This is a genomic window from Pseudomonas sp. SCPG-7 (assembly GCF_002156405.1).
GTDB classification, from domain to species: Bacteria; Pseudomonadota; Gammaproteobacteria; order Pseudomonadales; family Pseudomonadaceae; genus Aquipseudomonas; species Aquipseudomonas parakoreensis.
This window is the reverse complement of the sequence record NZ_MVOO01000001.1, coordinates 528,136-546,879: the sequence shown is the minus strand read 5'-3', so window position 1 is coordinate 546,879 and position 18,744 is coordinate 528,136. Positions and strand designations below refer to the sequence as shown.

The following is an 18,744-nucleotide window of genomic DNA, read 5'->3' as shown; positions in this document are numbered from 1 at the left end:
TTCTACTGTTCGCCACATGAACGAAATCACTGACACCTCGACCCGCGACATCATTCTGGATGTCACCGAAAAGTTGATCTACAAAAGTGGCATTGCGGCCACTGGCATGGATCTTCTGGTGAAAACCGCCGGCGTCTCCAGAAAAAGCATTTACCGCTACTTCGCCAACAAGGAGGAGCTGACCGTCGCCGCCCTGCAACGCCGCGACATGCGCTGGATGCACTGGTACCGCAGCGCTGTCGATCAGGCCGAAACCCCGGCCGACCGCCTGCTCAACCTGTTTACCGTGCTCAAAAGCTGGTTCGCCTCGGAAGGCTTCCGCGGCTGCGCCTTCATCAATACCAGTGGCGAGACCGGTGACCCCGAGGACCCGGTGCGCCAGGTCGCCAAAGACCACAAACAGAAGCTGCTCGACTACCTGTGCGAGCTGTGCACCGAACATGGCGTCGAAGATCCGCAACGTCTGGCCAGGCAGTTGCTGATCCTGATTGACGGCGCCATTACCGTAGCGCTTGTGATGGGTGATCACAGTGCCGCTGATAATGCGCAATGCATGGCGCGTAAGTTATTGGACCTGTAACGCCTTAAATAAGCCTGAACCGTTGTTTAATCGTTTATTAGATCGGGAGACTGACAATGTCGACTGCTGCCCAAGTGCGTCCACCGCTACCGCCGTTCAATCGTGAATCGGCTATCGAAAAAGTTCGACTGGCCGAAGATGGCTGGAACTCCCGCGACCCGGAGAAGGTGTCGCTGGCTTACACACTCGACACGAAATGGCGCAACCGCGCCGAGTTCGCCAACAACCGTGAAGAAGCCAAGGCGTTCCTGACCCGTAAATGGGCCAAGGAACTGGATTACCGCCTGATCAAGGAACTCTGGGCCTATTCGGATACGCGGATTGCCGTGCGCTACGCCTATGAGTGGCGCGACGATTCGGGCAACTGGTTCCGTTCCTATGGCAATGAAAACTGGGAGTTCGATGAGCACGGCCTGATGTTCCAGCGCTATGCCTGCATCAACGACATGCCGATCAAGGAAAGCGAACGCAAGTTCCATTGGCCGCTGGGTCGGCGTCCGGATGATCATCCGGGGCTGTCGGACCTGGGTCTGTAAGTTCACGGCAATCCCTGTCGCAGTATGCGGAGGCTGCGAGATATTGGCTTGTTCGAAAGCAACAAGGTCAATGGATCGCAGCCTTCTTCCTGTTTCAAGATGATCGCCATCGATTTATCGCGAAAATGTCTAACTGACTGTCATTTATGACAGTAGTCACAAGTCTTGATTGACTGAATGATCGGAGCGTACCGCCAACTTCATGATCGTTGAGGACTCTCTATGAAACAGACCAATCGCATCAAAAATGGTGATTTCAGCAGCGGCAACTTCGACTACTGGCGTCCCAGGGGATATGACACGCCAATAACCGTAGAACTTCGCGAAGGCAACTTTGCCGCTCGAATGGTCGGCGGCAGAAATCAAGGACAAAATCTGGCTGCTGAAATTTTCAGCGTTAAGCCCGGAGCTTTCAAGTTCGATTTCGACATCGAGGCACCCGATGCCGTGCCTCTTGAAGACACCCAGCATAGAACCTTTCACATCCAGGGCCGCGAGACGGCAGACAACCCGCTGATTAATGCATTCGTCGTTTATACCATCTGGATGACCAATGCTCAGGGCGAATCAACTATCTGGACCAGCTGGCGATACGTCGATCGGCAATCACAGACAATTACGGTGGAAGGCATTACGCCAGAGGGTTACGGCCGGGTGGATATTCAGGTCGCCATACCCAGTGATCCGTTCGGCAACAAGGGCTGTTATTTTCTCGACAATTTTCAGTTTTTGACCCTCGACTAAAGTGAAATCCCGACGCCCATGACGAGAACTGATCCGTGTCGCAGGAGGCCTGTGTTACGGGCTATGATGACGCCCCGTTCCTTCCTGCCACACAAGCCGATTCCATGCCTTTCGAACTCAGCGTTGACCTCACTACCCTGGCCGTTCTGGCCCTTGTCGCTTTCATTGCCGGCTTCATCGACGCCATCGCCGGCGGCGGTGGTCTGCTGACCACGCCCGCGCTGCTGACGGCCGGCCTGCCGCCGCACCTGGTGCTGGGCACCAACAAACTCAGTTCGACCTTCGGCTCGGCCACCGCCAGCTTCACCTTCTACCGACGCAAACTGTTCCATCCTCGGCAGTGGATGCACGCGATCGTCGGCACCCTGGTCGGTGCGCTGACCGGTGCTGTCGTCGCGCACTACCTGCCGGCGGAATGGCTGAACAAGATGCTGCCGGTAATCGTCTTCGCCTGCGGCCTCTATCTGTTGTTCGGCGGTACGCCAAAAGCGCCGCTGGACAGCGACGCGCCAATCAAGAAGAAATGGCAATCGAGCCAAGGCTTCAGCCTCGGTTTCTACGATGGCGTGGCCGGCCCCGGCACGGGTGCGTTCTGGACCGTCAGCAGCCTGCTGCTCTACCCCATCGACCTGGTCAAGGCCAGCGGTGTGGCGCGCAGCATGAACTTCGTCAGCAACATTGCGGCGCTGTCGGTGTTCATGTTTTCCGGGCAAGTGGACTGGATCATCGGCCTGAGCATGGGCCTGTCGGTGATGGTCGGCGCATTCTTCGGGGCGCGCACCGCAATCAGCGGCGGCGCCAAGTTCATTCGTCCGGTGTTCATTACCGTGGTGCTGGGCCTGACCGTGCGCCTAGCCTGGCAACACTGGTTCAGCGTGGCCTAAACGGCGCGCCACGTAGACGTCGATCAGGTAACGGGCAATCGATTTTGACGCCGGCAACGGCGGCAGATCGTGCACGTTGAACCACTGGGCGTCTTCGATCTCGTCTTCCTGGCAGACGATCTCGCCACCGGCATATTCGGCATGGAAGCCCAGCATCATCGAATGCGGGAACGGCCAGCACTGACTGCCCATGTACTGGATGTTCTTCACCTCGATGCTGACTTCCTCGCGCACCTCGCGAATCAGACAATCCTCGGCCGATTCGCCCGGCTCGGCAAACCCGGCCAGCGTGCTGTAGACCCCGGTGACGAAACGCGGTGAGCGCGCCAGCAGGATCTCGTCACCACGGGTGACCAGCACGATCATGCTCGGCGAAATCCGCGGATAACTGCGCAGCTCACACGGCTGGCAATACATCGCCCGCTCCCTCGGCACCTGCATCATCGCCTGGCCACAGTTGCCGCAGAAGCGATGTTCGCGCGCCCAGGTGCCGATCTGCGCGGCATAACCCAACACCTTGTAGACGGTGTGATCGCCATCGAGCATGAACGCCCGTAGCCCCTTCCAGTTGCAGCCCGGCACTTCGCTGTGACTGTGCAGCTCCAGCAGATACACCGGCTCGCCATCGAGATGGCCAATGCCATGCTCGGCGAGGATCGACAAGTCCTGACGCTTGAGCCATTCCCGCGGGAACAGCGCGCCGTTGTCATCGAACAGAAAGCCTTCGGGGCTGCGCGCCACGGCCCAGCCGCCGGGTTGATCGGTGTCCAGTACTGCAGTGGTCCAGCGAGCTGTCATGGTTTCTCAATCCAGAAATTCGGGTTTCTGTTTACTCATATGGGCGGCCATGGCCACGCGCAAGTCGGTGGATTGCAACATGGCGGCGTTCCAGGTGGCAACGTATTCGAGGCCGTCGTCGATGCGATGGTCACGCATGTAGCTGATCATTTCCTTGGTACCGGTGACCGCGATGGGCGATTTGCGGGCGATGTCGCGAGCAATGTCCATCACGCCTTCAAGCAGCAGCTCCTTGTCAGCATAAACGCGATTGACCAGACCGAGGCTGCGCGCTTCATCGGCACCGAACGTACGACCGGTGTAAGCCAGTTCACGCAGCATGCCGTCACCGATGATCCGTGGCAACCGTTGCAAAGTGCCAACATCGGCGGCCATGCCGATATCGATTTCCTTGATCGAGAATTGCGCGTCCTCGGCAGCGTAACGCATGTCGCAGGCGGCGATCAGGTCGATGGCACCACCGAGGCAATAGCCCTGAATCGCCGCCAGCACCGGTTTGCGGCAATTATCGACGGCGTTGAACGAGGCTTGCAGGGTCAGGATCTTGCGCCGCAGCAGACGCGCATTACGGCCGACGTCCTTGCCCAGCTCATTGGCGACGCCGGCGAGCATCATCAGGTCGATGCCGGAGGAAAAGTGTTTGCCGTTGCCGCTCAGCACCACCACTCGCACTTCATCGGTGTCATCGATCCACTGGAAAATCTCGACGATCTCGCTCCAGAACGCGGCGTTCATCGAGTTGATCTTTTCCGGACGATTGATCTGCACGTGCGCGATGTTGTCGGCCAGTTCGACGCTGAAGGCGGTGTATTGAGTCATGGCAGTGATCCTTTACCGGGCAGAAAATGAGGCCCGAACTATAACAAGGCATCACGAGGGCGGTTCGGCCAAATGCGGGACTGGGTCGAGAGATGCAATGTCAGGGCTGGCCTCTTCGCGGGCAAGCCCGCTCCCACAGGGTCAGGTTTGATCACAGACTTTGTGATCCGCCCAAGACCTGTGGGAGCGTGGCTTGCCCGCGATAGGCTCACCGCCGATCTAACTAACCTTCACCGCCACATAAGCCGCCGTCTCATAAGGCACCGTCAGCACATGCCGCCCACGCAACGCCGGCTCCGAGGCAATCAGCGCGCGAATCTGCTCATCGACCTTGTCCCGCTGCGCCTGCGGCAACGCAGCAATGAAACTGGTGGAGCGCACCCGATTGAAAATCACGTCCTCCGGCGAGCCGGTATGTCCATGGTGGAACTGCTGCAATTGCAGCGGCCCGAACGCCGGATGCGGAAACACCTGACGCCATTGGCCGGTGTAGTAACGCGGCGTGTCGCCTTCCAGCGCGTTAACGATAGCATCGAGTTTCGGCACCCAACTGACTTGCGTGTCGCGCAGGTTCCAGATCAGGCCAAGCTTGCCGCCGGGCTTGAGCACCCGGGCGATTTCGCTCAAGGCCTCGGGCGTGGCGAACCAGTGAAACGCCTGCGCGCAGACCACTGCATCCACCGACGCATCCGGCAGTGGCAGATCGGTCGCCGTACCGCTCACCGCCAGCACCTGCGGCCAGGCGGCGGAAAGTTTTTCCAGCATCTGCGCCACCGGTTCCACGGCGATCACCTGCGCGTCGGTCGCCACCAGCCGGCCGGTGAACTTGCCGGTACCGGCACCCAGATCGATGACCGTCTTGTGACTGTCCAGACCCAACGTCTGGGTCAACCACTGGCTGACCTGCGGCGGGTAGTCCGGGCGGCCCTTGATGTAGGTGTCGGCGGCAGTCTTGTAGCCGGCAGCAGCGGAGTGATGGACCTGATCTTTCATGGCAGTTCCTCGTATGGCAGCGCGGTGGCATCGTCAGGCGCTGGATGGACGGCTGGCGTTCTTGAGCATAACGCCACAATTTGCGCTTACCTTGAACAGAGCCTGACAAAGCAATGAATAAAAAGCCGTGCTGTGGTGTTCAAAGTGAAACATAACCTTCTGTGGAGCCTTGCCCATGACTATCCGTTCCGTTATGTTCGCCGCCCCGTTGCTGCTGGTGACCACGCTGTCTGCATCGATGGCGTTTGCCAACGGTGATGAAAGTGCGCCCGTGCAGAAACCCAATTGCCCCAAAGGCCAGGTCTGGGACAGCAAATCGCAGAAATGCGTGATGCAGACCAGCCGTGCCGTGCCGGATGCCGACCGTACCGATTACGCCTACAGACTGGCCAAGGACGGTCGATACGAAGAAGCCCTGGCCCTGCTCGACACCCTCAAACAACCGAACACCGCCAAAGCCCTCAACTATCGCGGTTACGCCACGCGAAAACTGGGGCGTACCGATGAAGGCATCGGCTATTACCTGCAATCGGTGAAACTCGATCCGCAGTACGCGCAAGTGCGTGAATACCTCGGCGAAGCCTATGTAATCAAAGGCCGCGTCGACCTGGCGCAGGAACAGTTGCAGCAGATTAAATCGATTTGCGGGACTTCTTGCGAGGAATACCAGGACCTGGCTGAAGCCATCAACGATTCATCGAAAACCTGAAACAGATAAAGGAACGCCATCATCGTCAGCGATCAGGCATTCAGAGCGGAACTCGGACAGCATCTGGCGCGACTGTGGCGCTACGGCCTGCTGTTGTCGCGCAATCGGCACGTGGCCGAGGACCTGGTGCAAGCCACATGCGTGCGGGCTCTGGAACGTGCCGGGCAATATGTAGCCGGCACGCGCATGGATCGCTGGTTGCTGAGCATCCTGCATTCGATCTGGCTCAATGAAGTGCGCGCCCGCCGGGTGCGTCAGGGTGCAGGCCAGGTCGATGCCGACGGGCAACTGGCCTTCGACGGCGAATACGCCGCACAAACCCACGTCATGGCGGCGCAGGTGATTCGCCGGGTCGATGCGTTGCCGGAAACCCAACGCGAAACCGTATACCTGGCTTACGTCGAAGGCCTGTCCTACCGCGAAGTCGCCGAGATCCTGCAAGTGCCGATCGGTACGGTGATGAGTCGTCTGGCCACCGCGCGCCTGAAACTGGCCGAATACCCGCCGCTGCAAGCCGTGCCGACAACCACCGGAGGTGACCGCCCATGAACAAGCCCTCCGACGAACAACTGGTTGCCTACCTCGATGACGAGCTGGACCCCGCGTATCGCAATCAGCTCGACAGCGCAATTGCCGACGACCCGTTGCTCAGCCTGCGCGTGCAATGGTTCGAACGCAGCAGCCTGCCGTACAAGGAAGCCTATGACGAACTGGCGCAACAGGCACCGCTGGAACGTTTGCAGGCGCGCCTTGATGCCATCCCCGCCCCCCAGCGGCCGGGCCTGAGTCGGCGCTGGTTTATCGGTGCGGCCGCCGCGAGTCTGCTGGCGGGCGGCGTGTTGGCCGATCGCCTGTTTCTCGCTTGGCAGTCACAGCAGGCGCATAACTGGCGCGCCTTGGTGGGCGACTATATGGCGCTGTATGTGCCGCAGACGCTTGATCATTTGCCGGGCGACGAAGCCAGCCAACGCGCGCAATTGCGTGCGGTTGACGCGCGGCTCGGTCTGAAGCTGTCACCGGCGCTGGTGAAGTTGCCGGGCGCCGAACTCAAACGTGCACAAATGCTCGAGTACGACGGCGTACCGATTGCGCAACTGACCTATCTGGACGCCAGGCATGGGCCGCTGGCCTTGTGCGTGACCCGCTCCAATAGCGGCAGCCGGCCACTGGCGCACGAACGGCGCCATGAAATGAACGTGGTGTACTGGACCGAAGGCGAGCATGCGTGGATGTTGATCGGGCGCAACCCGGCGCCGGAACTGGAAGATCTGGCCTGGCGCTTGATCGAACGGTTGAGCGCATGAGAGTCGCTGCCACTATGCTGAGCGAGTGATTATCCAAGGAGGAACCACCGATGCAGATTTCACCCCGCAGCGCCCTGTTGGTCATTGACGTGCAGAACGACTTCATCCCCGGCGGCCAGTTGGCCGTGCCCGAGGGCGATCAGATCGTGCCGCTGATCAATCGCCTCAGCGGTCTGTTCAAACAAGTGATCATTGCCCAGGACTGGCACCCGAGCGGCCACGCGTCATTCGCCTCCAGTCACCCCGGGCGCAAACCGTATGAGGTGATTCAGTTGCCCTACGGCGAGCAGACCCTCTGGCCGGATCATTGCGTGCAAGGCAGCGCCGGTGCCGAGTTTCACCCCGACCTGAAAATGCCTCATGCGCAACTGATCATCCGCAAAGGCTGCAACCCGGACATCGACAGCTATTCGGCATTTCTCGAGGCGGACCGGCGCACCACAACCGGGCTGGCCGGATACCTGAAAGAACGCGGTATCGACACGGTGTACATGGTTGGTCTGGCACTGGATTTCTGTGTGATGTTCTCGGCGCTGGACGCGCGGGCGGCGGGGTTCAATACGTTTGTGGTGCTGGATGCCTGTCGCGCGATTGATATGGAGGGCTCACTGGCGACGGCCATGGAGCGGATGCAGACGGCCGGGGTTGGCTTGATTCAGTCAAACCAACTCATCTGACACAGCAACCGCATCCCCGTGGCGAGGGAGCTTGCTCCCGCTCGGCGGCGAAGCCGTCGCAAAAACGACAAATGCCGCCTGGCGGCAGATTGTCCAGGGCCGCTCCGCAGCCCAGCGGGAGCAAGCTCCCTCGCCACAGGTTTTCCTTCACTTTATTCAGGCGGCAGTGGGCAACCACAACCTGAACCGCGCCCCACCCAGCGGCGAGCTTTCCACCGTCAGTGTCCCGCCCTGCGCCTCCAGCGCCCGGCGGCTGATGGCCAGGCCCAGACCAAAACCACCGGTAGCGCGGTCGCGGCTGCGATCCAGGCGATAAAACGGCTCGAAAATTCGCTCCCGTTCGTCATCCGGGATACCGATCCCATCATCGTCGACCCAGATCCCGCAGCCATCAGGGCTGACCTGCACGCCAATCTGAATGCGTTTCTCGCAATAGCGCATGGCATTGCGCAGCAGGTTCTGGATCGCCCGCGCGGTCAGGCGCGGATCCAGCGTGAAGCGTTCGAGCTGACCGTGCAGCAGCACGTCGATGACGATGTCCGGCGATTCCAGCTCTTCATCGACGCTGCCCAGAATGCTGTCGATGAACTCATCCAGCGAAACCTCAACCTGTTCCGGTAATTGCGCCGGATTCTGCAGGCGGCTGTAAGACAACAGTTCCAGCACCAGTTCATCCAGTTCACGAATGTGTGCCACCAGCCCTTGCAGGCGCTCGCGACTGGTCGCCGGCAAATCATCGGACAGTGCCAGGGCCAGACCGAAATCCAGACGGGTCAGCGGCGTGCGCAATTCGTGAGACACCGCATTGAGCAGGTCGCGCTGCTGGTTGAGCAAATCCTCGATATCGCCGGCCATGGTGTCGAAGACATTGGCCAGGCTGCCGATGTTGGAGCTGGCGGGAATCTGCGTACGCTCGCTCAAGTGGCCTTTACCGAAGCGTTCGGCGGCCCCCTTGAGGCGCTCCAGATCACGCCAGTGCGGGCGAATCCACAACAGCAGGCAGGCGAGCATGGTCGCGCCGATCAGCACGTTGATGCTCCAGTACAACAGATTGACGTCCAACGGATCCGGCGGCACCACCATTTGCACCGCGACATCGTCGTTCAGCGGCGTGACCGCCAAGGTGCGCCATCCCCAATCGCCAATGCGCACCACGTTTTCCCCACGGCGCAAACGCGCCTGCTCGGGGGCGGTGAAACCGGCGTCGTCGATGCGCGCCAGAACGATGTGCAGCGGCTGGAAGTCCTTGTCCATCGACTGCGCCAAGGCTGGCCACTGGTCCTGTGGCACCGCGTGAAACTGACGGGTGATCAGCGATTGCAGGCCGCGCGAGTAGTCGAGGTTGTAGGTGATGAAGCGCTCGCGGAACGCCATGATCACCAGATCCGGCACCAGATAGATCGCCGCGCTGTAGGAGACGATCGTCACCAGATACAGGCGAAACAGGATTCTGAACATCAGCTCAGCATTCCCATTCGGAACGGCTGAACAGGTAACCCTTGCCCCACACGGTCTTGATCTTGCGCGCCTCGCCCGCGTGGTCGTCGAATTTGCGCCGCAGCTTGGAAATTGCCACGTCCACCGAACGATCGGTGCCGTTGAACTCGATGCCGCGCAGACGCTGCAGAATCTGATCGCGGCTCAGCACTTCACCGGCATGCCGGGCCAGCACCACCAGCAAATTGTATTCGCCGCTGGACAGCTCTACCGGCTGCCCGCGCCAGGTCACGGTGCGCTCGGACAAATCGATGCACAGATTGCCCATGACGATGCGGTCATTGACCGTCATCGGTTCACCGAGGCTGCTGCGTCGCAGCAAGGTGCGCACCCGGGCCAGAAGAACCCGTGGCTCGCAGGGCTTGGTGACGTAATCGTCGGCGCCCATTTCCAGGCCCAGCACCTGATCGTGGCTGTCGTCGCGGGCGGTCAGCATCAGGATCGGCAGCGTCGCCGAATCGGCCCGCAGCAGACGGCAGACTTGCAGGCCGTCGAGCCCCGGCAGCATCAGGTCGAGAATGACCAGATCCGGCGGATTGATCCGTGCCCGTTCACGCACATGGTCACCGCGACCGATCACGCTGACGGAATAGCCGTTGCGCTCCAGGTAGCTGGAAATCAGTTCGGCGAGGGCGGTGTCGTCTTCGACCAGGAGGATGTTGGGCATGGGGGTGTTCCAGATATTGCTGTGGTGGATGTCAGACCCTCTTCGCGAGCAGGCTCGCGCCCACATCGATTTTGCGTCGTTCACAAAACCTGTGTGGGGGCGAGCCTGCTCGCGAAAGCGGTCCAACCGTCACAAAAGAATTCAAGGCGTAAAGGATATACGCCCTCACCCGTCCCTGAGTAAAACCCTTACACAATTTCACACAGCGCCTACAAAGCTTCACCGCTACCCTCGGCGTCTGGCCTTAGGATGCGGGCTTCAATATTGGGGGTGGTACATGTCGAAAAAACTTCTGGCCGGGCTCGGCCTGATCGCTGTTGCGTCGTTGCTGAGCGCCTGTGATTCGTCTTCGAAGGCCGAAGAAGAAGCGCCGCCGGCCACCGTGCGCATCGAGACCATCGAGGCCCGCCCCCTGTCGATCAGCAGTGAACTGAGCGGGCGCATCGCCGCACCGCGCATCGCCGAAGTGCGTGCCCGGGTTGCCGGTGTGGTGCTGCAACGAACCTTTCGTGAAGGCAGCGACGTGAAAAAGGGTGACGTGCTGTTTCGCATCGATCCGGCACCGTTCAAGGCTGATCTTGATAGCGCCGAAGCTGCGCTGCGCAAGGCCGAGGCCAACGCCTTTCAGGCGAAGTTGCAAGAGCAGCGCTACGCGCAGTTGATCGACGACAAGGCCATCAGCGCTCAGGACTACGACAACGCCCGCGCCAATGCCCGGCAAGCCGCCGCCGATGTGGCCGCCAATAAAGCCGCAGTAGAGCGTGCGAAGCTGAACCTCGGCTACGCCACCGTCACCGCGCCGATTTCCGGGCGGGTCGGCCGTGCTCTGGTTACCGAAGGCGCGCTGGTCGGGCAGAACGAAACCACGCCACTGGCGCTGATCCAGCAACTCAATCCGATCTACGCCGACTTTACCCAGTCGACCCGTGAACTCAACGAACTGCGTCGCGCGTTCCGTTCCGGGCAGTTGCAGGCAGTCGGTCAGGATCAGGTCAAGGCCACGCTGATTCAGGATGACGGCAGTCTCTACCCGTTACCGGGCAAGTTGCTGTTCAGCGACATCACGGTCGATCCAGGCACTGGCCAGATCATCCTGCGCAGCGAGTTCCCCAATCCCGATCTCGACCTGTTGCCGGGCAGTTTCATTCGCGTACGCCTGCAACAAGCGACTGTGCAGAACGGCATCACCGTACCGCAACGTGCAGTGCAGCGTGACAGCGCAGGTATCGCTCAGGTGCTGACTGTCGACCAGCAGATGCGCGTGGCGCAGCAACCGGTGCAACTGGGCGCAGTGCAAAACGACCGCTGGATCGTCACCGGCGGCCTCAAGCCCGGCGACCGTATTGTCATCGAAGGCCTGCAACACGCCCGTCCCGGCGAAAAAGTGCAGATCGACGACACCCCTCTTCCCCTTGCCCAGACTTCTGGTCAGTAAGCAGGACGCTCTTCTATGCCGCAGTTCTTTATCGACCGCCCGGTGTTCGCCTGGGTTGTCGCCCTGTTCATCCTGTTGGCCGGTGCGCTGGCCATCCCGCAATTGCCGGTGGCGCAGTACCCCGACGTCGCGCCGCCACAAATCGAAATCTACGCGGTGTACCCCGGTGCCTCGGCGCAAACCGTCGATGAAAGCGTGGTCAGCCTGATCGAAGAAGAGCTCAACGGCGCCGATCACCTGCTGTACTTCGAATCGCAGAGCAGCCTCGGCAGCGCGACGATCAAGGCCACGTTCCAGCCGGGCACCAACCCGGAACTGGCCCAGGTTGATGTGCAGAACCGCCTCAAAGTGGTCGAGTCGCGCCTGCCGCAAGCGGTCAATCAGCAAGGTCTGCAGGTGGAAAAAGTCTCCGCCGGCTTCCTGCTGCTGATCACCCTGACCTCCAGCGACGGCAAACTCGATGACGTAGCGCTCAGCGATTACCTGGCGCGCAACGTGATGAACGAAATCAAACGCATCGACGGCGTCGGCAAGGCCCAACTGTACGGCGCTGAACGCGCGATGCGGATCTGGATCGATCCGCAGAAGCTGATCGGTTTCAACCTGACCCCGGCCGACGTCAACGCCGCCATCGTCGCGCAGAACGCCCAGGTATCGGCAGGCAGTATTGGCGATTTACCCAACCCGTCTACGCAGGAAATCACCGCGACCATTCTGGTCAAGGGTCAGTTGTCGACGCCCGAAGAGTTCGCCGACATCGTGCTCAAGGCCAACCCCGATGGTTCTACCGTACGCATCGGCGATGTGGCGCGGGTCGAGATCGGCAGTCAGGAATACCAGTTCGGCACGCGCCTGAACGGCAAGCCGTCCACCGCCGTTGGCGTGCAACTGGCCCCGGGGGCCAATGCGCTGGCGACCGCCACGTTGATCCGGGCGAAGATGGACGAGCTGTCGCGCTACTTCCCGGCCGGCGTCGAATACAAGATTCCCTACGACACCTCGCCATTCGTCAAAGTCTCGATCACCAAAGTCGTCTACACCCTCGGCGAAGCGATGCTGCTGGTGTTTGCGGTGATGTTCCTGTTCCTGCAAAACATTCGCTACACCCTGATTCCGACGCTGGTGGTGCCGGTGGCGCTGATGGGCACCTTCGCCACCATGCTCGCGCTGGGTTTCTCGATCAACGTGCTGACCATGTTCGGCATGGTGCTGGCGATCGGCATTCTGGTGGACGACGCCATCGTTGTGGTGGAAAACGTCGAGCGCATCATGGCCACCGAAGGCTTGTCGCCAAAAGACGCCACGCGCAAAGCGATGAAGCAGATCACCGGGGCGATCATCGGCATTACCCTGGTGCTGGTGGCGGTGTTCATTCCGATGGCTTTCATGCAGGGTTCGGTGGGCGTGATTTACCGGCAGTTCTCGCTATCGATGGCGACGTCGATCCTGTTCTCGGCGTTCCTGGCACTGACGCTGACGCCTGCCTTGTGCGCCACGCTGCTCAAGCCGATTGTCAAGGGCGAGCATCATGAAAAGAGCGGTTTCTTCGGTTGGTTCAATCGCCGCTTCGAGCAACTGACCGATCGCTATCAAGGCTGGGTCGGTTACGCGCTGAAGCGCAGCGGACGTTATCTGTTGATCTATGGCGTGCTGCTGATCGGCATGGGGTTGTGCTTCGCGCGGCTGCCCTCCTCGTTTCTGCCGGTCGAGGATCAGGGTTACACCATCACCGATATTCAGCTGCCGCCGGGCGCGAGCAAGAACCGTACGGTGCAGGTGGTCGAGCAGATCGAGGCGCACAACGCCAGTGAACCGGGGGTGGGCGACAGCACGGTGATTCTCGGCTTCAGTTTCTCCGGTAGCGGGCAGAATGCGGCACTGGCGTTCACCACCCTGAAAGACTGGTCGGAACGCGGCAGCGACGATTCGGCCACTTCGATTGCCGACCGCGCCAACATCGCCCTGAGCCAGATCAAGGACGCCATCGCGTTTGCGGTATTGCCGCCACCGGTTGACGGTCTCGGTACTTCCAGCGGCTTCGAATTCCGTCTGCAGGATCGCGGCGGTCTCGGTCACGCGACGTTGATGCAGGCGCGTACCGAATTGCTCGCCGCCGCCGAGAAAAGCCCGATCCTGATGAACGTGCGCGAAAGCGCGCTGGCCGAAGCGCCGCAGGTGCAACTGGAAGTGGACCGCAAGCAGGCCAACGCGCTGGGTGTGTCGTTCGCCGACATCGGCAACGTGCTGTCCACCGCCGTGGGTTCTTCCTACATCAATGACTTCCCCAATCAGGGGCGCATGCAGCGGGTGGTGGTCCAGGCCGAAGGCGATCAGCGCAGTCAGGTCGATGATCTGCTGAAAATCCACGTGCGCAATAACGCCGGGCACATGGTGCCGCTGTCGGCGTTCGTCCAGGCGAAATGGACCCAAGGCCCGGCGCAACTGACCCGTTACAACGGTTACCCGGCGATTGCGATTTCTGGCGAACCGTCGCCGGGGCACAGTACCGGTGAAGCGATGGCAGAGATTGAACGACTGGTCGCCCAAGGGCCGAAAGGCCTGGGTCAGGAATGGACCGGGCTGTCGCTGCAGGAACGGTTGTCCGGCAGTCAGGCACCGATCCTGCTCGGCCTGTCGCTGCTGATCGTGTTCCTGTGTCTGGCGGCGCTGTACGAGAGCTGGTCGATTCCGACCTCGGTGCTGCTGGTGGTACCGCTGGGCGTACTCGGTGCGGTGCTGGCGGTGACCTTGCGCGGCATGCCCAACGACGTGTTCTTCAAGGTCGGGCTGATCACGATCATTGGTCTGTCGGCGAAGAACGCGATCCTGATCATCGAATTCGCCAAGAGCCTGTATGACGAAGGCCACGACCTGATCGATGCAACGTTGCAGGCAGCGCGCCTGCGTCTGCGACCGATTGTCATGACTTCGCTGGCGTTCATCCTTGGCGTGGTGCCTTTGGCCATCGCCACCGGTGCCAGTTCGGCGAGTCAGCAGGCGATCGGTACCGGGGTGATCGGCGGGATGATCACGGCGACCCTGGCGGTGATTTTTGTGCCGTTGTTTTTCGTGGTGGTCATGAAGCTCGTCCAACGCTTCAGCAAACACCCTTGATCCCACTGCAGGAGCTGCAGGCTGCGATCTTTTGATCTTGATAGAACAGAATCAAAAGAATCGCAGCCAGCAGCGCCTACAAAAGCACGATAGCGTGCGCTAAGGTGCAGGGATCGATCATCACTGTGAATCCCCATGCGCTTTCTCGCCCGCACCCACCCTCGCCTGTCCGCCGCCGCCCTGGTTGGCCTTGCCACCGGCCTGCTGGTTCCTGCCGACGCCATCGTCAGCAAAATCCTCATCGGCTGGAATGCGGGCGTCTGGACCTACCTGATCCTGATGTTCTGGTTGACCGTTCGGGCGAAGGCGCCGGACGTCAAACGTATTGCTGTCATCGAAGACGAAAACGCCGGGCTGGTGCTGTTCGTGGTGTGTATCGCAGCCCTGGCGAGTCTCGCCGCCATTACCCTGGAACTGGCCGGTAGCAAGGATCTGGATACCCATCGCAAACTTCTGCATTACGCCTTCACCGCCGTCACCGTGGTAGGTTCGTGGCTGGTGATCGGGGTGATCTTCTGTGTGCACTACGCACGCCTGTTTTACACCTGGGACGGCAAGGAACCGGCCCTGCGTTTTGCCGAAGGCCTGACCACGCCCAATTACTGGGACTTCCTGTATTTTTCCTTCACCATCGGCGTGGCGGTGCAGACGGCCGATGTCGGCGTGGCTACCCGCGACATTCGCAAGATCGTCCTGGCGCAGTCGTTGATCGGGTTTGTGTTCAACACCGCGATTCTGGGCTTTTCGATCAACATTGCTGCCGGCCTGTTTGGCTGAGCATTGCGCAGATACCTCAATAACGCTGAGCACCGCCCGTCGGCGCCACGTTGAAGTACCACGCGCATTCACTTGACGGAGCGTCGGCTTCTGGTGTTTCCTGAAACCGGTTTCAGCGCCATCGCGGCGCACGAAACGAATAAATCCAATAATAAGGTTTCACACCGTGAACGACTTTTCCGCCGCCCAGCGCAGCCGCGTGACCATGCTCGATGTTGCCGAACGCGCCGGCGTGTCCAAGGCCAGCGTCTCGCGCTTCATCGGCGATGACCGCGCCCTGCTCTCCGACGCCATCGCCCTGCGTATCGAGCAGGCGATCAGCGAACTGGGTTACCGCCCGAACCAGATGGCCCGTGGCCTGAAACGCGGGCGCACGCGCCTGATCGGCATGCTGGTGGCCGATATCCGCAACCCTTATTCGATTGCCGTGATGCACGGGGTGGAAACCGCCTGCCGTGCGCATGGCTACAGCCTGGTGGTGTGCAACACCGACCGCGATGACGAGCAGGAACGCCAACACCTGGCGTTGTTGCGCTCGTACAACATCGAAGGGCTGATCGTGAACACCCTCGGTCATCACCGTGACGAACTCCACGAACTGCACCGGGAAATGCCGCTGGTGCTGGTGGATCGCAAGGTCGATGGCCTCAATAGCGACATGCTCGGGCTGAACAACGCGCAGGCTGTCGAGATGGCCCTGACGCACCTTGAGCAGCGCGGCTATCGCGATGTGTTGATGGTGACTGAACCTTATGACGGCACCAGTTCGCGGATCGAGCGGGTCAGCAGTTTTCAGGCGCAGATTGCCCAGCGTTCCGAATTGACCGGGGCCGTGCTGGAAACCGGCGACACACTCGCCACTGATCTTCAAACCTTTTTGAACACACCGGCTACCGGGCCTAAAGCACTGTTCTGCGCCAACGGCGTGGCGGCGCTGGCCTGCACCCTCGCCTTGCGCGAAATCGGTTGCGGGTTATTCGCGGATGTCGGGCTGATTGCCCTGGATGACCTGGACTGGTACCCGTTGGTGGGCAGCGGGATTACCGCCCTCGCCCAGCCAACGGCCGAGATTGGCGCACGGGCGTTTGAGTGTTTGCTCAAGCGTTTGCGGGGGGATGTCGAGGTAGCGCGCAGAGTGGATTTTGCGCCGGTGCTGATTGAGCGCGGTTCTACCCGAGGGAATGGTGGTGTGTGAGCTGACGCCTTCGCTGGCAAGCCAGCCCCCACAGGTGTTTGTGGTGTTAATGCAATCCATCCAATACCCCAGAACATTGTGGGAGCTGGCTTGCCAGCGACAAAGCCCGAAAGGCCATCACAGAACCACCTGATATTTTTTTTGAACAAAAATGAAACCGGTTTCAGAGGCAGATAACAATGAATAAACCCGCCGTTTCCATCAGCCTGTCCAGCTACGGCGCCGAGCTTGTGCGCCAACGCGGGCAAGATTTCTTCATCGACGTGCTGGCCGCCGCCGGTGCCGATCGCATCGAATGGCGCGAAGAGTTGCTGACCCGCGAAGTGCCTGCACAATTGCAAGCCGCCACCCAGGCGCAGGGGCTGCAAAGCATCTATTCGTCGCCGACCGAACTGTGGCTCGCCGGTCAGGCGCGGCCCAATCCCGAATTGATCAACGCCCTGCAACACGCCCAGGCGTTTGGCTCAAAATGGCTGAAAGTCTCACTCGGCTATTTCACCGACAACTGTGATTTGCAGGCGCTGCAGCAACTGCTGGGCAACAGTCCGGTGCAGCTGCTGGTGGAAAACGACCAGACCTTGCAGGGCGGCCGCATCGAGCCGTTCCAGCGCTTTTTCGCGGCGGTCGAGCAGCATGATTTGCCGATCAAGATGACCTTCGACATCGGCAACTGGCAGTGGCAGGACCAGTCCGCCGCCAACGCCGCACGTCTGCTCGGACGGCATGTCGGCTACGTGCACTGCAAAGCCGTGGCCCGGCGCGCCGACGGCAAACTGATCGCCGTGCCGCCCGCCGTCAGCGACCTGCATTTGTGGGAACAACTGCTGCGGCACATGGCCCAAGGCGTTATGCGCGCCGCCGAATACCCACTGCAGGGCGATGACCTAGTGGCAATTACCACCGAACATGTCGCCGCCCTCGCCCGCCTTGGCCAATCGCGTCTGGAGCCTGCCCATGTCTGAGATCGATATTCTGTCGTTCGGTGAAACCATGGCGATGCTGGTCGCCGAGCAGACCGGTGATCTGGCGGCGGTCGAACATTTTCACAAACGCATTGCCGGCGCCGACAGCAATGTGGCGATCGGCTTGTCGCGCCTGGGTTTCAATGTGGCGTGGCTGAGCCGGGTCGGCGCCGATTCCCTCGGACGGTTCGTGGTCCAGACCTTGATCGAGGAAGCTCTGGATTGCAGTCACGTCGCGGTCGATGACCAGCACCCGACCGGTTTCCAGTTCAAATCCCGTAACGACGATGGCAGCGACCCGCAGGTCGAGTATTTCCGCCGTGGCTCGGCGGCCAGTCATCTGTCCGTGCAGTCGATCAGCGACACTTTGCTCAGTGCCCGCCACCTGCACGCCACCGGGATTCCACCGGCACTGTCGGCCAGCGCTCGGGAAATGTCGTTCGAACTGATGACTCGCATGCGCCATGCCGGGCGCAGCGTGTCGTTCGACCCCAATCTGCGCCCGAGCCTGTGGGCCTCTGAGCAAGAGATGATCCGCGAAATCAACCGCCTCGCCGCCCTCGCCCACTGGGTACTGCCGGGTTTGAGTGAAGGTCGCTTGCTGACCGGCTTCGAAGATCCGGCGGACATCGCCGCGTTCTATCTCGATCAGGGCGCCGAAGCCGTGGCGATCAAGCTTGGGCCGCAAGGCGCTTATTACCGCACGCAACTGGATCAGGGGTTTGTCGCCGGAGTGCCGGTGGCCAACGTGGTCGACACCGTGGGTGCGGGCGACGGATTTGCCGTCGGCATGATCAGTGCCCTGCTTGAACATCAGAGCTTTGCCGAGGCGGTGCAACGCGCCAACTGGATTGGTAGTCGGGCGGTGCAGAGTCGCGGGGATATGGAGGGGTTGCCGACCCGGTCTGAGCTCTCCAGCGAATTCGAGGCCGCCATCGCTGGCAAGCCAGCTCCCACAGGGTTCGGCGGTGGGGATGCAATAGTCGACTTACCCGAGATACCTGTGGGAGCTGGCTTGCCAGCGATGAGGCCCGCTCAGACAACCCATTAATT

General features: G+C 60.7%; 19 protein-coding genes. 14 read left to right on the top strand and 5 right to left on the bottom strand.

Annotation, left to right across the window (positions count from 1 at the left end):
* Window positions 1-16: 16 nt before the first annotated feature.
* The 4 genes from B1722_RS02510 (at window position 17) to B1722_RS02495 (ending at window position 2,744) form a co-directional block, all read left to right on the top strand.
* Window positions 17-580 carry a TetR/AcrR family transcriptional regulator gene (locus tag B1722_RS02510; RefSeq protein ID WP_086791147.1) on the top strand — a complete coding sequence of 188 codons (564 nt, stop codon included), beginning with the start codon at window positions 17-19 and terminating at the stop codon, window positions 578-580.
* Window positions 581-636: 56 nt separating this feature from the next.
* A complete protein-coding gene (locus tag B1722_RS02505) occupies window positions 637-1,116 on the top strand; it encodes a nuclear transport factor 2 family protein (RefSeq protein ID WP_007963424.1) in 480 nt (159 codons plus the stop codon).
* 222 nt (window positions 1,117-1,338) lie between these two features.
* Entirely contained in the window at window positions 1,339-1,860 is a 522-nt protein-coding gene (locus tag B1722_RS02500) for a hypothetical protein (protein WP_041063752.1), read from the top strand.
* A 104-nt stretch (window positions 1,861-1,964) separates the two neighbouring features.
* Window positions 1,965-2,744, top strand: coding sequence for a TSUP family transporter (locus B1722_RS02495; protein ID WP_041063750.1), 780 nt, complete (start codon window positions 1,965-1,967; stop codon window positions 2,742-2,744).
* Here the strand turns inward: B1722_RS02495 and nudC are convergent.
* The 3 genes from nudC to B1722_RS02480 all read right to left on the bottom strand — a co-directional run bounded on the left by nudC (window position 2,712) and on the right by B1722_RS02480 (window position 5,354).
* Window positions 2,712-3,542: an NAD(+) diphosphatase gene (nudC, locus tag B1722_RS02490; RefSeq protein ID WP_041063748.1), complete on the bottom strand. Its 831-nt coding sequence runs from the start codon at window positions 3,540-3,542 to the stop codon at window positions 2,712-2,714. The genes B1722_RS02495 and nudC overlap by 33 nt on opposite strands.
* Window positions 3,543-3,548: 6 nt before the next feature.
* Window positions 3,549-4,361, bottom strand: a complete 813-nt coding sequence (locus B1722_RS02485; RefSeq protein WP_086791145.1) for a crotonase/enoyl-CoA hydratase family protein — start codon at window positions 4,359-4,361, stop codon at window positions 3,549-3,551.
* 219 nt (window positions 4,362-4,580) lie between these two features.
* On the bottom strand, window positions 4,581-5,354 hold the full coding sequence (locus tag B1722_RS02480; RefSeq protein WP_086791143.1) for a class I SAM-dependent methyltransferase: 774 nt from the start codon (window positions 5,352-5,354) through the stop codon (window positions 4,581-4,583).
* 175 nt (window positions 5,355-5,529) lie between these two features.
* Between B1722_RS02480 and B1722_RS02475 the strand changes: the two genes are divergently transcribed.
* From B1722_RS02475 to pncA, 4 genes are all read left to right on the top strand, one after another.
* A complete protein-coding gene (locus B1722_RS02475) occupies window positions 5,530-6,063 on the top strand; it encodes a tetratricopeptide repeat protein (protein ID WP_041063742.1) in 534 nt (177 codons plus the stop codon).
* Between the two features lie 90 nt (window positions 6,064-6,153).
* On the top strand, window positions 6,154-6,612 hold the full coding sequence (locus B1722_RS02470) for a sigma-70 family RNA polymerase sigma factor (RefSeq protein ID WP_254616355.1): 459 nt from the start codon (window positions 6,154-6,156) through the stop codon (window positions 6,610-6,612).
* Window positions 6,609-7,367, top strand: a complete 759-nt coding sequence (locus B1722_RS02465) for an anti-sigma factor (RefSeq protein ID WP_086791139.1) — start codon at window positions 6,609-6,611, stop codon at window positions 7,365-7,367. Before B1722_RS02470 ends, B1722_RS02465 begins: the two co-directional genes overlap by 4 nt.
* A 50-nt stretch (window positions 7,368-7,417) precedes the next feature.
* On the top strand, window positions 7,418-8,044 hold the full coding sequence (pncA, locus tag B1722_RS02460) for a bifunctional nicotinamidase/pyrazinamidase (RefSeq protein WP_086791137.1): 627 nt from the start codon (window positions 7,418-7,420) through the stop codon (window positions 8,042-8,044).
* A gap of 156 nt (window positions 8,045-8,200) precedes the next feature.
* Here pncA and B1722_RS02455 read toward each other — a convergent pair whose 3' ends face one another.
* Both B1722_RS02455 and B1722_RS02450 read right to left on the bottom strand, forming a co-directional pair.
* On the bottom strand, window positions 8,201-9,502 hold the full coding sequence (locus B1722_RS02455) for an ATP-binding protein (RefSeq protein ID WP_086791135.1): 1,302 nt from the start codon (window positions 9,500-9,502) through the stop codon (window positions 8,201-8,203).
* 4 nt (window positions 9,503-9,506) lie between these two features.
* Window positions 9,507-10,208 carry a response regulator transcription factor gene (locus B1722_RS02450; protein WP_041063735.1) on the bottom strand — a complete coding sequence of 234 codons (702 nt, stop codon included), beginning with the start codon at window positions 10,206-10,208 and terminating at the stop codon, window positions 9,507-9,509.
* A 277-nt stretch (window positions 10,209-10,485) separates the two neighbouring features.
* Between B1722_RS02450 and B1722_RS02445 the strand changes: the two genes are divergently transcribed.
* The 6 genes from B1722_RS02445 (at window position 10,486) to B1722_RS02420 (ending at window position 18,742) form a co-directional block, all read left to right on the top strand.
* Complete coding sequence (locus tag B1722_RS02445) at window positions 10,486-11,643, top strand: efflux RND transporter periplasmic adaptor subunit (RefSeq protein ID WP_086791129.1); 1,158 nt, start codon at window positions 10,486-10,488, stop codon at window positions 11,641-11,643.
* Between the two features lie 15 nt (window positions 11,644-11,658).
* Window positions 11,659-14,757: an efflux RND transporter permease subunit gene (locus B1722_RS02440; protein WP_086791127.1), complete on the top strand. Its 3,099-nt coding sequence runs from the start codon at window positions 11,659-11,661 to the stop codon at window positions 14,755-14,757.
* Between the two features lie 135 nt (window positions 14,758-14,892).
* The gene (locus B1722_RS02435; protein WP_086791125.1) at window positions 14,893-15,534 is read left to right on the top strand and encodes a DUF1345 domain-containing protein; all 642 of its coding nucleotides are present in this window, start codon (window positions 14,893-14,895) and stop codon (window positions 15,532-15,534) included.
* A 166-nt stretch (window positions 15,535-15,700) separates the two neighbouring features.
* A complete protein-coding gene (locus B1722_RS02430; protein WP_086791123.1) occupies window positions 15,701-16,729 on the top strand; it encodes a LacI family DNA-binding transcriptional regulator in 1,029 nt (342 codons plus the stop codon).
* A 179-nt stretch (window positions 16,730-16,908) separates the two neighbouring features.
* The gene (locus B1722_RS02425; RefSeq protein ID WP_086791121.1) at window positions 16,909-17,691 is read left to right on the top strand and encodes an AP endonuclease; all 783 of its coding nucleotides are present in this window, start codon (window positions 16,909-16,911) and stop codon (window positions 17,689-17,691) included.
* Window positions 17,684-18,742, top strand: a complete 1,059-nt coding sequence (locus B1722_RS02420) for a sugar kinase (RefSeq protein WP_086791119.1) — start codon at window positions 17,684-17,686, stop codon at window positions 18,740-18,742. The genes B1722_RS02425 and B1722_RS02420 overlap by 8 nt, the downstream gene beginning before the upstream one ends.
* Window positions 18,743-18,744 lie beyond the last annotated feature (2 nt).